This window comes from Pseudomonas sp. SG20052 (assembly GCF_031766055.1).
Taxonomy (GTDB): Bacteria; Pseudomonadota; Gammaproteobacteria; order Pseudomonadales; family Pseudomonadaceae; genus Aquipseudomonas; species Aquipseudomonas mandelii.
The window spans coordinates 1,837,207-1,851,543 of the sequence record NZ_CP134498.1 but is presented as its reverse complement, the minus strand read 5'-3'; the positions used below and the strand labels follow the sequence as shown (position 1 = coordinate 1,851,543).

Below are 14,337 nucleotides of genomic sequence, written 5' to 3'. Positions count from 1 at the left end.
CTAGCAGGCGAGGTAAAACCCCAAGGGCGACCATTCTGCGCCTAAAAAAGTGTGTCACTCAACCCCAAGCCTTGTCAGGCCTGAATGAGAGGGGGCGAACGGTCAAAAAACAGACTGATGGAACCACGGCCGGCGATCACGGCCTAAACTGCGCTATCGACCTACAGGAGTGTGCAAGATGAGCCGTATCGAAACCGACAGCCTTGGCCAGGTGGAAGTCCCGGATGAGGCCTACTGGGGTGCTCAAACGCAACGCTCGCTGATCAACTTCGCCATTGGCAACGAACGCATGCCCCTGGCCGTGCTGCACGCACTGGCCCTGATCAAGAAAGCCGCGGCGCGGGTCAATGACCGCAACGGCGACCTGCCCGCCGACATCGCCCGCCTGATCGAACAGGCCGCAGACGAAGTGCTCGACGGCAGCCACGACGACCAGTTCCCGCTGGTGGTCTGGCAGACCGGCAGCGGCACCCAGAGCAACATGAACGTCAACGAAGTGATCGCCGGCCGCGCCAACGAACTGGCCGGCAACCCGCGTGGTGGCAAGACCCCGGTTCACCCCAATGATCACGTCAACCGCTCGCAAAGCTCCAACGACTGCTTCCCGACCGCCATGCACATTGCCGCCGCCCAGGCGGTGCAGCAGCATTTGCTACCGGCAATCAGTGAACTCTCCGGCGGCCTGGCCGAGTTGGCGGCGCGGCACATGAAACTGGTCAAGACCGGCCGCACCCACATGATGGACGCCACGCCGATCACCTTCGGCCAGGAACTCTCGGCGTTCATCGCGCAACTGGATTACGCCGAACGGGCAATCCGCAGCGCACTGCCGGCGGTCTGTGAACTGGCGCAAGGCGGCACCGCGGTCGGCACCGGGCTGAACTCTCCCCACGGTTTTGGTGAAGCGATCGCTGCGGAGTTGGCGGCCCTTTCCGGCCTGCCGTTCGTCACCGCGCCGAACAAGTTCGCCGCGCTGGCCGGCCATGAGCCGCTGACCACCCTGTCGGGCGCGCTGAAAACCCTCGCCGTGACCCTGATGAAAATCGCCAACGACCTGCGTCTGCTAGGTTCCGGGCCGCGTGCAGGTTTTGCCGAAGTGAAACTGCCGGCCAACGAACCGGGTAGCTCGATCATGCCGGGCAAGGTCAATCCGACCCAGTGTGAAGCGCTGTCGATGCTGGCGTGCCAAGTCCTGGGCAACGACGTCGCCATTGGTTTTGCGGCGAGTCAGGGGCACTTGCAACTGAACGTGTTCAAACCGGTGATCATCCACAACCTGCTGCAATCGATCCGCCTGCTGGGCGATGGCTGCAGCAACTTCCAGCAGCATTGCATCGCCGGCCTGGAACCGGACGCGGCGAAAATGGCCGAGCACCTGGAGCGTGGGCTGATGCTGGTGACCGCGCTGAACCCGCATATCGGCTACGACAAATCGGCGGAGATTGCCAAGAAGGCTTACAGCGAGGGGCTGACCTTGCGAGAGGCGGCATTGCAACTGGGGTATCTGACGGATGAAGAGTTTGATGCGTGGGTAAGGCCGGAGAATATGTTGGAAGCGGGCGCCAAGGGCTGAGTGTGTAGCGCCTGACAATCAGCCATCGCGAGCAGGCTCGTTCCCACAGGGGGCCGCATTCTTCTGATAGAACTCGGTTAAATGTAGGAGCGAGCCTGCTCGCGAAGAACGAAAACGCGGTTTAACCTGCGGCTATCCGTACTCGCCGAGCCCTGAGCCCGGCTATCAACGAAGGCCCCAACGCCACCAGCGCCGACCCCACCACCACCAACACCGCCCCGCCATACCCCAGGCCATTGATCGTCTCGGCATGCACATATTCCGGCCATGCCCACGCTGCCACGGCCACTGCGCCAAACGTCACCAACGGTGTGATCGCCAGCGTCGCACTCACCCGCGAAGCTTCCCAATGGGCCAGCGCTTCGGCAAAGGCGCCATAAGCGATCAAGGTGTTCATGCAGCACGCCAGCAATAACCAGCCTTGCAACGGGTTCAACTGCAGCGCCTCCAGCGGATGCACCCAAGGCGTCAGCAACAGCGCGCAGAACAGGTAGATCACCATCATCACCTGCAACGAATTCCACACCGTCAGCAATTGCTTCTGCCCCAGTGCGTAAAACGTCCAGACCGTCGAAGCCAGCAGCACCAGCAACACGCCGGCGGTGTAATCGGTCAGCGAGGTCAACAGCTCGGCCAGACGTTGATTAAAGAACAGCGCGAAACCGATCAGCAGCACCAGCAGACCAATCCCCTGCCCCACACTGAACCGTTCCTTGAACACAAACAGGCTGGCGATCAGCAACATGATCGGGCCCATCTGCACCACCAGTTGCGCGGTGCCGGGGCTGAGCAGGTTCAGGCCCATCAGGTACAACACGTAGTTGCCGACCAGGCCGAGCACCGCCATCAACACCAGCCAGCCACCGCGCGGGCCGAGGACTTTGCGACTGGGCAGGCGCCTGGTCGCCGCCAGATAAATGAACAGGCAGCCACCGGACACCGTCAGGCGAAACCAGGTCACCGTCACCGGGTCCATCACCAGCAGGACTTGCTTGAGTTTGATCGGCAGGATTCCCCACAGGACTGCGGTCAGCAAGGCCAGGAACAGACCGTAAACCCAGCGACCGGATGAAATGTGCATGCGAACCCCAAAGCCAGATGGCAAGAAACACCATTCTAGGCGCAGACCTCGGCGCGACACAGGGACAGTTGGCGACGGGCCGCGAATGAAACTGTGCAGGTCGCACCATTAATCTGGCGAAGTGCCGCCGATCAGTTGGTCAGGCACCGCAAGTGGTTCATGCATAAGCTCATTGGATCCACCGACCGGAACATCCCTCAGGAGACCGCCATGTACGGCAAGCGCGCCCAGGACACCGCCCCCGCCACGCACTTTCGTTGCGACCGGGTGTGTCGTGTGAATGGAGAACTATTTTTCAGCACCCGGGAAAACACGCTGGAGGGACCGTTTGATAATCCGCAGGCGGCTGCACGGGAGATTCAGGCTTACATCGCGCGGATGCAGCTTGTGAGTCTAGATCGATAGACCGAGGTGCTGCCATCGCGAGCAGGCTCGCTCCCACAGGGTTCTGATGCGTGCCATAGATCCAATGTGTGCGAGCCTGCTCGCGATAGCGGTTAATCAGGCAACAGAAGTCTTGCGGACTTAGCGCACCGCTTCGAACAACCCCGTCGCCCCCATCCCGCCACCCACGCACATGGTGACCACGCCATACCGCAAGTTGCGCCGCTGCAACTCACGCACAATGTGCCCGACCTGACGCGAGCCGGTCATGCCGAACGGGTGGCCGATGGAAATCGAGCCGCCATTGACGTTGTACTTGTCGTTATCGATTTCCAGGCGATTGCGGCTGTACAGGCACTGCGACGCAAACGCTTCGTTCAGCTCCCAAAGATCAATGTCAGCCACCTGCAAACCCTTGGCCTTGAGCAATTTCGGCACCGAGAACACCGGACCGATGCCCATCTCGTCCGGTTCGCACCCGGCCACCGTGAAACCACGGAAGAACGCCTTGGGCTTGAGACCCAGCGCCAGGGCTTTTTCCAGGCTCATGACCAGCGTCATCGAAGCGCCATCGGACAGTTGCGACGAGTTACCCGCCGTGACCGAACCGTCTTCGGCAAATACCGGTTTCAGCCCGGCCAGGCTTTCCAGCGTGGTGTCCGGGCGGTTGCAGTCGTCGCGGTCGACGATCCCGTCGAGGATCTGCACCTGGCCGGTGACCTTGTCTTCAACCCGATACTTCACCGCCATCGGCACGATTTCATCATCGAACAAACCAGCGGCCTGAGCCTGGGCCGTACGCAGCTGACTCTGCAGGGCATACAGATCCTGTTCCTGGCGACTGACGTCGTAACGACGTGCAACGATTTCAGCAGTCTGGCCCATCGGGAAATAGAGGCCCGGCACCTGCTCTTTCAGAAGCGGGTTGATCAGGTGGTCGGTGTTGACGCTTTTCATGGTCAGGCTGATCGACTCGACGCCACCGGCCACGATGATGTCGCTGCAGCCCGACGCGATCTGGTTGGCGGCGATGGCGATGGCCTGCAAGCCCGACGAGCAGAAACGGTTGAGGGTCATGCCTGCGGTGCCGATACCCAAGCGTGACAACACCGCGACGTTGCGACCGATGTTGTAGCCCTGGGCGCCTTCGTTGGAGCCCGCGCCGACGATGCAATCCTCGACACTGGCCGGGTCGATGCCGGTGCGCGCCAACAAGGCATCGACGCAATGCGCCGCCATGTCATCCGGACGGGTCTGGTTGAACTTGCCGCGAAAGGATTTGGCCAGGCCGGTCCGCACGCTGTCGACGATCACCACTTCACGCATGGCATACCTCATTGTTGTTATCGGTTGGGAGTGGACCGAGCATAAGTCCACCCCATAACCGACCGCGACAATCATTCACCCCGCGTATGCGTAACCATCGGCTCACGACTTGCGTTTTTTGGCCTTCTTGTCGTGCTTGTCGGATTTTTCGAACGCGGCTTCCAGCGCCAGGTTGATCGTGCGCAGGACCTTGACCCGGGCCCAGCGCTTGTCATTGGCCTCCACCAGCGTCCATGGCGAGATTTCCGTGCTGGTGCGGTCAACCATGTCGCCGACGGCCGCGCGGTAAGCGTCCCACTTGTCCCGATTGCGCCAGTCGTCTTCAGTGATCTTGAAACGCTTGAAGGGAATGTCTTCACGGGATTCGAAACGCTCCAGTTGCGTTTCCTTGTCGATGGCCAGCCAGAACTTGACCACGATGACGCCCGATTCGGAAATCTGCTCTTCGAAATCGTTAATCTCGCTGTAGGCCCGCAGCCAGTCGGCGGGCGGACAGAGTTCTTCGACGCGCTCGACCAATACCCGGCCATACCACGAGCGATCGAATACGGTGAATTTGCCCTTGGCCGGAATGTGCCGCCAAAAGCGCCACAAATACGGTTGCGCCCGTTCTTCCTCGGTGGGCGCGGCAATCGGCACGATGCTGTACTGACGTGGATCGAGCGCCGCGGCCACGCGCCGGATTGCACCGCCCTTGCCCGCCGCGTCATTGCCTTCGAACACTGCGATCAAGGCGAATTGGCGCATGCGTTTGTCACGCATCAGGCCGGAGAATCGCGCCTGCTCGGTAATCAGTTGTTCTTCGTAATCTTCCTTGTCCAGACGCTGGCTCAAATCGAGGCTGTCGAGCAGGTTGAGCTGATCGACATGGATCGGCAGCGGCGCAGCGTTGACTTTGGCGGGATGGATTCTGGATCGTTTCAAGGCACTTTGCAGGCCTTCGAGCAGGATCTTGCCCACCGCCAGACTGCGGTAATGCACATCCACGCCTTCAATCACATGCCAGGGCGCGTAATCGCGGCTGGTGCGACGCAACACGCGCTCGCCGTACTTCACGAACTTGTCGTAAGTCCGGGATTGCTGCCAGTCCAGCGGACTGATGCGCCAGCTGTGCAAAGGGTCGTCGGCGAGTGCCTTGAGGCGCGCCTTCATCTGCTTCTTGGAGAGGTGAAACCAGAACTTGAAAATCAGCGCGCCTTCGTCGCAGAGCATCTTTTCAAAGCGCTCCGACTGGTTGATCGCCTGATCCAGCACCGCGTCCTTGAACAGTCCATGGACCCGGCCCTGGAGCATCTGGCTGTACCAGTTGCCGAAGAAAATCCCCATGCGCCCCTTGGCCGGGAGCATCCGCCAGTAGCGCCAGGCCGGAGGTCGCGCCAGCTCTTCATCGGTCTGCTGATCGAAAGTGCGGACTTCGATAAGACGGGGGTCCATCCACTCGTTGAGCAACTTGACCGTCTCGCCCTTCCCGGCGCCTTCAATGCCGTTGATCAGGACGATCACCGGAAAGCGCTTTTGCTGTTGAAGTTCGAACTGCGCTTCGAGCAACGCTTCACGCAGTGCCGGTTCTTCAGCGTCGTAGGTTTCTTTGTCGATGGCGTGACCGATTTCAGCAGATTCGAACATGGACGACTCCCTTTCCTGATTGCGCCAAGACTAGCGGATTGGGCTGTCCGTCATCACAGAAAATTCCTTGGCGGTCGGCTTTTTGTGGCGATTGCCTGTGGCACCACTACCCGACACTGCCATGGATCAGGCATCACCACCTCGATCAGCTAGAATGGCCGCCTTGCCGTTGCCGAGCCTGCCATGAAACCTGTATTGCCTCACGCCCAACTCGACTGGGACGACCAGGGTCGCCCGTATTCGCGGGTGTTCGACGATGTCTATTTTTCGGACAAGTCAGGCCTTGAAGAAACCCGCTACGTATTTCTCGAACAGAACGGTTTGCGTGAACGCTTCGCCGCGTTGCCCGACGGCGGTCGACTGGTCATTGGCGAAACCGGTTTCGGTACCGGACTTAACTTCCTCTGCGCCTGGCAGTTGTTCGAACAGCACGCCGTGGCCGGTGCACGCCTGCACTTTATCAGTGTCGAAAAGTACCCGCTGAGCCAGCCAGACCTGCAGCGTGCGCTGGCTTTGTGGCCTGAGCTCAAGCCGTTTGCCGATCAATTGCTGGCGCAATACGTGGCGATCCATCAAGGCTTCCAGCGAATGGTCTTGGACAACGGTCGTGTGACCCTGACGTTGCTGATCGGCGATGCGCTGGAGCAATTGCCGCAACTGGACGCGCAGATTGATGCGTGGTTTCTCGACGGTTTTGCCCCGGCGAAAAATCCCGACATGTGGACCGCCGAGTTGTTTGCCGAACTGGCTCGATTGGCAGCGCCCGGCTCGACCATTAGCACGTTCACCAGCACCGGTTGGGTGCGCCGTCTGTTGAACGCGGCGGGTTTCAAGATGAAGCGCACGCCCGGCATCGGTCACAAATGGGAAATCCTGCGCGGTGTGTTTCTGGGCTGGCCTGCAGAAACCCCCACGCCTGTCGTTGCGAAACCCTGGTTTGCCCGCCCAACGCCGTTGACCGGCGAACGTCACGCCTTGGTGATTGGCGCAGGACTGGCCGGTTGCGCCACCGCCGCCAGCCTGGCGGCACGGGGCTGGCAAGTCAGTTTGCTGGAGCGCCACGATGCGCTGGCACAGGAAGCGTCGGGCAATCCACAGGGCGTGTTGTACCTCAAGCTCTCGGCCCATGGCACGGCCTTGTCACAGTTGATTGTCAGTGGTTTCGGTCACACCCGGCGTTTGCTTGAGCACTTGCACCGAGGCGTCGACTGGGACGATTGCGGCGTGCTGCAACTGGCCTTCAACGCCAAGGAAGCCGAACGTCAGGCACAATTGGCGGCGGCGTTTCCCGAGGATTTGCTGCACACACTCGATCAGCAACACGCGCAGATCCGCGCGGGCATCGCGTTGCAATCGGGTGGCCTGTTTTACCCCGAAGGCGGTTGGGTGCATCCGCCCGCCCTGTGCGCATGGCAAGCGGCGCATCCGAATATCCGGTTCCTGCCCCATCACGATGTACTGGAACTGCGTCGTGCCGATGGGCAATGGCAAGCGTGGGAGGGTCACAAGCTGCTGGCCAACGCAGCGGTGGTGATACTGGCCGGCGCGGCCGAGATCAAGCGTTTCGACTTCAGCAGCGACTTGCCGCTCAAACGGATTCGTGGACAGATCACCCGCCTGCCCCAAACACCTGCAAGCCAGAGCCTGAGCACCGTGGTATGTGCCGAAGGTTATGTCGCGCCGGCCCGCCTGGGTGAACACACCCTGGGTGCCAGTTTTGATTTCAACAACGACGACCTGACGCCCACCACGGCCGAGCATGCCGGCAACCTGCAGATGCTCGAAGAAATCTCGGTGGATCTGGTCGCCCGACTCGGCGCAGAGGCCCTGCGACCCGAGGCACTTGAAGGTCGCGCGGCGTTCCGCTGCACCAGCCCCGACTACCTGCCAATTGTCGGCCCTTTGTCTGATCGCCAGGCCTTCGCCGACGCCTACATCGCCCTGAGCAAGGACGCCCGGCAAACGCCAGACACCCCATGTCCATGGCTGGACGGTTTGTACGTCAACAGCGGCCACGGCTCACGAGGGCTGATTACCGCGCCGTTGTCAGGCGAGTTGCTCGCGGCCTGGCTCGACAACGAACCGCTGCCATTACCCAGAGCCGTGGCCGAGGCGTGCCATCCGAATCGTTTCGCCTTGCGGCGCCTGATTCGGGGTAAATGAATCCGCATTCTGACGGTTTAATTGATCGATCTATCGGGTGCGGACCGGCGTTTTCGGCTGAAGGCGCCTCCCTGTACATTCCCTCTTATTACTTATCGATCTAAAACTCCCGCGATCCCACCGGGTCAGTTTCTGAGTACCCGCCGTTTTTGGCGGGTATCGATTGACCCTCCCCAACGGAAAAACCGGTAAGGACTTTATGTGCGGATTAGCTGGCGAGTTACGCTTTGATCATCAACCTGCGGACCTTGCAGCCGTTGAACGAATCACCCATCACCTGGCCCCTCGCGGCCCTGACGCGTGGGGCTTCCACAGCCAGGGGCCGATTGCCCTGGGCCACCGTCGCCTGAAAATCATGGACCTGTCGGACGGCTCGGCGCAGCCGATGGTCGACAACCAATTGGGTTTGTCCCTGGCCTTCAATGGCGCGATCTACAACTTCCCGGAACTGCGCACCGAACTGGAAAGCCTCGGTTATTCCTTCTATTCCGGTGGTGACACCGAGGTGCTGCTCAAGGGTTATCACGCCTGGGGCGAGGCACTGCTGCCGAAACTCAATGGCATGTTCGCCTTCGCGATCTGGGAACGCGACGCCAAGCGCCTGTTCATCGCGCGTGACCGTCTCGGCGTGAAGCCGCTGTACCTGTCGCGCACCGGCCAGCGCCTGCGCTTTGCCTCGGCCCTGCCGGCGTTGCTCAAGGGCGGCGACATCAACCCGATCCTCGATCCGGTGGCACTCAATCACTATCTGAATTTCCACGCCGTGGTCCCGGCACCGCGCACCTTGCTGGCTGGCATCGAAAAACTGCCACCGGCAACCTGGATGCGCATCGAAGCGGACGGCACCACTGAGCAGAAAACCTGGTGGACCCTGCCTTACGGCCCACACGCCGACGAGATGAACCTGACGCTCGAAGACTGGCGTGACCGTGTACTCGACAGCACCCGCGACGCGGTCGCGATCCGTCAACGTGCGGCCGTGGACGTCGGCGTACTGCTGTCGGGCGGTGTCGATTCGAGCATGCTGGTGGGGCTGTTGCGTGAGGTCGGCGTGGAAAACCTGTCGACCTTTTCCATCGGTTTCCAGGATGCCGGCGGCGAACGTGGTGATGAGTTCCAGTACTCGGACTTGATCGCCAAGCACTACAACACGCAGCACCATCAACTGCGCATCGACGAAAAAGAGATCATCGAGCAACTGCCCGCGGCATTTCGCGCCATGAGCGAGCCGATGGTCAGCCATGACTGCATCGCCTTCTACCTGCTGTCACGGGAAGTGGCCAAGCATTGCAAAGTGGTGCAGAGCGGCCAAGGCGCGGACGAGTTGTTCGCCGGCTATCACTGGTACCCACAAGTCGATGGCGCCGCCGATCCGTACGCGGCCTATCGCGACGCGTTCTTCGATCGCAGCTACGAAGATTACGCCGCCACCGTGCAACCGAAATGGCTGACGGCCAATGACGCTGCCGGTGACTTCGTGAAGGAACATTTCGCACAGCCCGGCGCCGAGGCGGCGGTGGATAAAGCCCTGCGTCTGGACAGCACGATCATGTTGGTGGACGACCCGGTCAAACGTGTCGACAACATGACCATGGCCTGGGGCCTGGAAGCGCGCACACCGTTTCTCGACTATCGCCTGGTGGAATTGTCGGCCCGGGTGCCGGGCAAATTCAAACTGCCGGACGGTGGCAAGCAAGTCTTGAAAGAGGCTGCTCGACTGGTCATTCCAAGCGAAGTGATTGACCGCAAGAAAGGTTACTTTCCGGTGCCGGGCCTCAAGCATTTGCAGGGCGATACGCTGAACTGGGTGCGCGAACTGCTGCTCGATCCAAGCCAGGATCGCGGCCTGTTCAACCCGGCCATGCTCGACCGCCTGCTGACCGATCCGCAAGGCCAGTTGACTCCGTTGCGCGGCTCCAAGCTGTGGCAATTGGCGGCGCTGAACCTGTGGCTCAGTGAACAAGGAATCTGATCGATGAAACCCCACGCCACGGCTTACAGCCAACGCTTGTTGCGCGGTCAGTCCCCCTCCTATGAACGTTTGCAGGCACGGCTGGCCGAAGACGGCAGTGAACTGGGCGCGGCGCCGATTGCGGTGCATTGCGGCTGGGGCCGGTTGCTGATCGGCCATACCTTCCCGGACGCGGCGAGCCTGGCGCAAGAGTTGCTCAACGAGCAGCCCGGTGAGCGCGACATCGCCTTGTACGTGGCCGCCCCCCAGCAAGTGTTGGGGCTGGAGCCGGCGCAACTGTTCCTCGACCCTTCCGACACCTTGCGTCTTTGGTTCAGCGATTACCGTCAGTCAACCCGGGTGTTTCGCGGCTTTCGCATTCGCCGGGCGCAAAGCGAGACTGATTGGCAGGCGATCAATCAGCTGTACCAGGCGCGCGGCATGTTGCCCATTGATGCGAATTTGCTGACGCCGCGACATCAGGGCGGCCCGGTGTATTGGCTGGCCGAAGATGAAGACAGCGGCGCGATCATCGGCAGCGTCATGGGCCTCAACCATCACAAAGCGTTCAACGACCCGGAGAACGGCAGCAGCCTGTGGTGCCTGGCGGTCGATCCGCACTGCTCGCGGCCCGGCGTCGGTGAAGTGCTGGTGCGGCATTTGATCGAGCACTTCATGAGCCGTGGGCTGAGTTACCTGGACCTGTCGGTGTTGCACGACAACCGGCAGGCGAAAAGTCTTTACGCCAAGCTCGGCTTTCGCAACCTGTCGACCTTCGCCATCAAGCGCAAGAACGGCATCAATCAGCCGCTGTTTCTGGGTCCTGGGCCTGAGGCCGATTTCAACCCCTATGCGCGGATCATTGTCGAGGAAGCCCATCGACGCGGCATCGATGTGCACGTCGATAATGCCGACGCCGGGATGTTCACCCTCAGCCATGGCGGACGCCGGGTGCGTTGCCGCGAATCCCTGAGCGACCTGACCAGCGCCATCAGCATGAGCCTGTGCCAGGACAAAAGCCTGACGCACAAAGTGCTCAAGGCCGCCGGTTTGAACCTGCCCTCGCAGCAACTGGCCGGCAACGCCGACGACAACCTGGCGTTTCTCGACGAGCACGAGCGGGTGGTGGTCAAGCCTTTGGATGGTGAGCAAGGTCAAGGCGTCGCGGTGGATTTGCGGACGATTGAAGAGGTCCAGCAAGCCATCGAATCAGCCCGGCAGTTCGACAGCCGCGTGCTGCTGGAAAGTTTCCACGAAGGTCTCGATTTACGCATTGTGGTGATCGGTTTCGAGGTGGTCGCCGCGGCGATTCGCCGGCCTGCGGAGGTGGTGGGCGATGGTCAGCATTCCATCGGCGCGCTGATCGAAGCGCAGAGTCGGCGTCGGCAGGCGGCCACCAGCGGTGAAAGCAAAATCCCGCTGGACCATGAGACCGAGCGCACGCTGCAGGCGGCGGGTTATGACTACAACAGTATTCTGCCGGCCGGCGAGCATCTGTTCGTCAGGCGTACGGCAAATCTGCATACCGGTGGCGTTCTGGAGGATGTCACGGCGATCTTGCATCCGACCCTGATCGATGCCGCCGTACGGGCTGCGCGGGCGCTGGACATTCCCATGGTCGGGCTCGACCTGATGGTGCCTGCCGCCGATCAACCGGAATACGTGTTTATCGAAGCCAACGAACGCGCCGGGCTGGCCAACCATGAACCGCAGCCGACGGCCGAGCGGTTTGTGGATTTGCTGTTTCCGCATAGTCAGCCGGTAGTTTCCTAGTCATGTGTCGGCTGGACTGACGCCTTCGCGGGCAAGCCTCGCTCCTACAAAAAAACGCGTATTACCTGTAGGAGCGACGCTTGCTCGCGAAGGTGCCAGGTCAGGCACCCAACTTTTCCCTCATCGAAACCATCGATGTTCTTTACTCATCAGGAGTTTCCATGACCAGCAAAATTCCCGAACCGGATCTCAATTACCTGCAAAAAGTCCTGCTGGAAATGCTCGCCATTCCCAGCCCGACCGGCTTTACCGACACCATTGTGCGGTACGTCGCCGAACGCCTTGAAGAATTGGGCATTCCCTTTGAGATGACCCGGCGCGGCACCATCCGCGCCACGCTCAAGGGCAAGAAAAACAGCCCGGACCGTGCGGTCTCCGCTCACCTCGACACCATCGGCGCCGCGGTTCGCGCGGTGAAAGACAACGGTCGCCTGACCCTCGCCCCGGTCGGTTGCTGGTCCAGTCGTTTTGCCGAGGGCAGCCGCGTCAGCCTGTTCACCGACAACGGAGTGATTCGCGGCAGCGTGTTACCGCTGATGGCTTCCGGGCACGCATTCAACACCGCCGTGGATGAATTGCCGATCAGCTGGGATCACGTTGAGTTGCGTCTGGACGCTTACTGCGCCACCCGCGCCGACTGCGATTCCCTGGGGATCAGCGTGGGCGATTTCGTCGCCTTCGACCCGCTGCCGGAGTTCACCGAAAGCGGTCACATCAGCGCCCGTCACCTCGACGACAAGGCGGGTGTAGCGGCGCTGCTGGCGGCGATGAAAGCGATCATCGACAGCGGTGAGGAGTTGATGATCGATTGTCATCCGCTGTTCACCATCACCGAGGAAACCGGCAGCGGCGCGGCGGCTGCGTTGCCTTGGGACGTCAGCGAATTCGTCGGCATCGACATCGCGCCGGTTGCGCCCGGCCAGCATTCCAGCGAACACGCGGTGAGCGTGGCGATGCAGGATTCCGGCGGGCCTTACGACTATCACCTGTCGCGGCACTTGCTCAGGTTGGCCAGTGAAAACGAGTTGCCGGTGCGCCGCGACCTGTTTCGCTATTACTTCAGCGATGCGCATTCGGCGGTCACCGCCGGGCACGACATCCGCACCGCCCTGCTCGCCTTCGGCTGCGATGCCACTCACGGTTACGAGCGCACGCACATCGATAGCCTGGCGGCGCTGAGTCGTCTACTCGGCGCCTACATTCTGAGCCCGCCGGTATTTGCCAGTGATGCACAGCCGGCAAAGGGCTCGCTGGACCGGTTCAGTCATCAAATCGAGCACGACACGCAGATGGAAAGCGATACGCGGGTGCCGTCGGTGGATAGTCTGGTGGGGCAACGAACAGACAGCTGATCCGGGCTTTTTTATCGTTTGAGAGATCGCCTTCGCGGGCAAGCCTCGCTCCTACAGGTTTCGTGCATCGACACATAACCGGTAGGAGCGAGGCTTGCCCGCGAAGGCGGTGTATCAGGTACCACATCAGGTCCCGGGCTAGCCGCAACCGATCATTCGCCGTAGCATCGCGCCATTGTTTAGCCGAGGTGCCTATGCTGATTCCCTACGACCAACTTGAAGTCGACACCCTGACCCGCCTGATCGAGGACTTCGTGACCCGCGACGGTACGGACAATGGTGACGACACGCCGCTGGAAACCCGCGTATTGCGTGTTCGCCAGGCATTGACCAAGGGGCAGGCGCTGATCGTTTTTGATCCGGACAGCGAGCAATGCCAGTTGATGCTCAAGCACGATGTGCCCAAGCACCTGTTCGACTGAGGCGCTCAGCGTCTTTTGGTTTTCGCCAGTTTGACCTGGATGCGATCGTAGACCTCGGCCCGGTGCACATTGACGTTTTGTGGCGCTTCGACACCGAAGCGCACGCTGCCTCCGTTGACGGCGATGATGCGCACTGAAATGTTGTCACCGATGGAAATCATCTCGCCCACAACGCGACTGAGTACAAGCATGGCATTCATCCTTCAGGGTTACCGGCCCTCGAAGATGCCCGGCCCGCAGCCGCTCTTCAATGCAACAGCGGCAAATCAGTCCCGCCCTACAGCGCAGGAAGATGCCCCTTACGGAAACGTCTGACAAATCGTTTGAATGCCGCTTCAGGAAGCAGAGAAACGCGGGCCGAACAGAATCACACTGGCCCCGATCACGCACAGCGCCACGCCCAGCCAGTCTGAGCCCAGGGGACGAACTCGCTCGATCACCGCCAGCCAACCGATCGAGGCGACGATGTAAATGCCCCCATAGGCGGCATAGGCGCGACCGGCGTAAGTCGCCTCGACACGGGTCAGCAACAGCGCGAACAACGTCAGGCTGAGCAGCGCCGGCACCACCCACCACATGCTCTTATCTTGGCGCAGCCACATCCAGAAGGCGAAGCAGCCGGCGATTTCGAACAGCGCCGCGAGGAAAAACCACAGGTAATTGAGCATGCATACGTCTCGTAAGGA

At 61.0% G+C, this 14,337-nt stretch carries 12 protein-coding genes; 7 read left to right on the top strand and 5 right to left on the bottom strand.

Translation table 11 applies throughout. From position 1 onward, the window contains the following. Positions 1-178 precede the first annotated feature (178 nt). Positions 179-1,573: a class II fumarate hydratase gene (locus RHP74_RS08435; protein WP_102595638.1), complete on the top strand. Its 1,395-nt coding sequence runs from the start codon at positions 179-181 to the stop codon at positions 1,571-1,573. 121 nt (positions 1,574-1,694) lie between these two features. Here RHP74_RS08435 and RHP74_RS08430 read toward each other — a convergent pair whose 3' ends face one another. Continuing rightward, entirely contained in the window at positions 1,695-2,654 is a 960-nt protein-coding gene (locus RHP74_RS08430) for a DMT family transporter (protein ID WP_010461711.1), read from the bottom strand. A gap of 210 nt (positions 2,655-2,864) precedes the next feature. Between RHP74_RS08430 and RHP74_RS08425 the strand changes: the two genes are divergently transcribed. Beyond that, positions 2,865-3,059: a DUF6316 family protein gene (locus tag RHP74_RS08425; RefSeq protein WP_042932915.1), complete on the top strand. Its 195-nt coding sequence runs from the start codon at positions 2,865-2,867 to the stop codon at positions 3,057-3,059. Positions 3,060-3,179: 120 nt separating this feature from the next. On the opposite strand, the gene RHP74_RS08420 is transcribed toward RHP74_RS08425, so the two are convergent. Continuing rightward, positions 3,180-4,364 carry a thiolase family protein gene (locus RHP74_RS08420; protein WP_083374733.1) on the bottom strand — a complete coding sequence of 395 codons (1,185 nt, stop codon included), beginning with the start codon at positions 4,362-4,364 and terminating at the stop codon, positions 3,180-3,182. Between the two features lie 102 nt (positions 4,365-4,466). Then, on the bottom strand, positions 4,467-5,990 hold the full coding sequence (pap, locus tag RHP74_RS08415; protein ID WP_077747970.1) for a polyphosphate:AMP phosphotransferase: 1,524 nt from the start codon (positions 5,988-5,990) through the stop codon (positions 4,467-4,469). 183 nt (positions 5,991-6,173) lie between these two features. Between pap and mnmC the strand changes: the two genes are divergently transcribed. From mnmC to RHP74_RS08390, 5 genes are all read left to right on the top strand, one after another. Further along, a complete protein-coding gene (gene mnmC, locus RHP74_RS08410) occupies positions 6,174-8,153 on the top strand; it encodes a bifunctional tRNA (5-methylaminomethyl-2-thiouridine)(34)-methyltransferase MnmD/FAD-dependent 5-carboxymethylaminomethyl-2-thiouridine(34) oxidoreductase MnmC (protein ID WP_311098831.1) in 1,980 nt (659 codons plus the stop codon). Positions 8,154-8,352: 199 nt separating this feature from the next. Next, positions 8,353-10,125, top strand: a complete 1,773-nt coding sequence (locus RHP74_RS08405) for an N-acetylglutaminylglutamine amidotransferase (protein ID WP_311098829.1) — start codon at positions 8,353-8,355, stop codon at positions 10,123-10,125. Positions 10,126-10,128: 3 nt separating this feature from the next. Further along, the gene (gene ngg, locus RHP74_RS08400; protein WP_145308713.1) at positions 10,129-11,877 is read left to right on the top strand and encodes an N-acetylglutaminylglutamine synthetase; all 1,749 of its coding nucleotides are present in this window, start codon (positions 10,129-10,131) and stop codon (positions 11,875-11,877) included. Between the two features lie 161 nt (positions 11,878-12,038). Next, entirely contained in the window at positions 12,039-13,229 is a 1,191-nt protein-coding gene (locus RHP74_RS08395) for an osmoprotectant NAGGN system M42 family peptidase (protein ID WP_010461749.1), read from the top strand. 194 nt (positions 13,230-13,423) lie between these two features. After that, positions 13,424-13,651 (top strand): YheU family protein, encoded by a 228-nt coding sequence (locus RHP74_RS08390; protein ID WP_010461751.1) that lies wholly within the window; start codon positions 13,424-13,426, stop codon positions 13,649-13,651. 5 nt (positions 13,652-13,656) lie between these two features. Here the strand turns inward: RHP74_RS08390 and csrA are convergent, their stop codons facing one another. Together csrA and RHP74_RS08380 are read right to left on the bottom strand one after the other, a co-directional pair. After that, entirely contained in the window at positions 13,657-13,842 is a 186-nt protein-coding gene (gene csrA, locus RHP74_RS08385; protein ID WP_010461752.1) for a carbon storage regulator CsrA, read from the bottom strand. Positions 13,843-13,986: 144 nt separating this feature from the next. Beyond that, positions 13,987-14,319: a YnfA family protein gene (locus RHP74_RS08380; RefSeq protein WP_311098823.1), complete on the bottom strand. Its 333-nt coding sequence runs from the start codon at positions 14,317-14,319 to the stop codon at positions 13,987-13,989. Positions 14,320-14,337: the final 18 nt, after the last annotated feature.

What these genes read in the sequence shown, in the direction of transcription:
- RHP74_RS08435 (WP_102595638.1), top strand. Translation starts at nt 179, where the DNA reads ATGAGCCGTATCGAAACCGACAGCCTTGGCCAGGTGGAAGTCCCGGAT.
- RHP74_RS08430 (WP_010461711.1), bottom strand. Translation starts at nt 2,654, where the DNA reads ATGCACATTTCATCCGGTCGCTGGGTTTACGGTCTGTTCCTGGCCTTG.
- RHP74_RS08425 (WP_042932915.1), top strand. Translation starts at nt 2,865, where the DNA reads ATGTACGGCAAGCGCGCCCAGGACACCGCCCCCGCCACGCACTTTCGT.
- RHP74_RS08420 (WP_083374733.1), bottom strand. Translation starts at nt 4,364, where the DNA reads ATGCGTGAAGTGGTGATCGTCGACAGCGTGCGGACCGGCCTGGCCAAA.
- pap (WP_077747970.1), bottom strand. Translation starts at nt 5,990, where the DNA reads ATGTTCGAATCTGCTGAAATCGGTCACGCCATCGACAAAGAAACCTAC.
- mnmC (WP_311098831.1), top strand. Translation starts at nt 6,174, where the DNA reads ATGAAACCTGTATTGCCTCACGCCCAACTCGACTGGGACGACCAGGGT.
- RHP74_RS08405 (WP_311098829.1), top strand. Translation starts at nt 8,353, where the DNA reads ATGTGCGGATTAGCTGGCGAGTTACGCTTTGATCATCAACCTGCGGAC.
- ngg (WP_145308713.1), top strand. Translation starts at nt 10,129, where the DNA reads ATGAAACCCCACGCCACGGCTTACAGCCAACGCTTGTTGCGCGGTCAG.
- RHP74_RS08395 (WP_010461749.1), top strand. Translation starts at nt 12,039, where the DNA reads ATGACCAGCAAAATTCCCGAACCGGATCTCAATTACCTGCAAAAAGTC.
- RHP74_RS08390 (WP_010461751.1), top strand. Translation starts at nt 13,424, where the DNA reads ATGCTGATTCCCTACGACCAACTTGAAGTCGACACCCTGACCCGCCTG.
- csrA (WP_010461752.1), bottom strand. Translation starts at nt 13,842, where the DNA reads ATGCTTGTACTCAGTCGCGTTGTGGGCGAGATGATTTCCATCGGTGAC.
- RHP74_RS08380 (WP_311098823.1), bottom strand. Translation starts at nt 14,319, where the DNA reads ATGCTCAATTACCTGTGGTTTTTCCTCGCGGCGCTGTTCGAAATCGCC.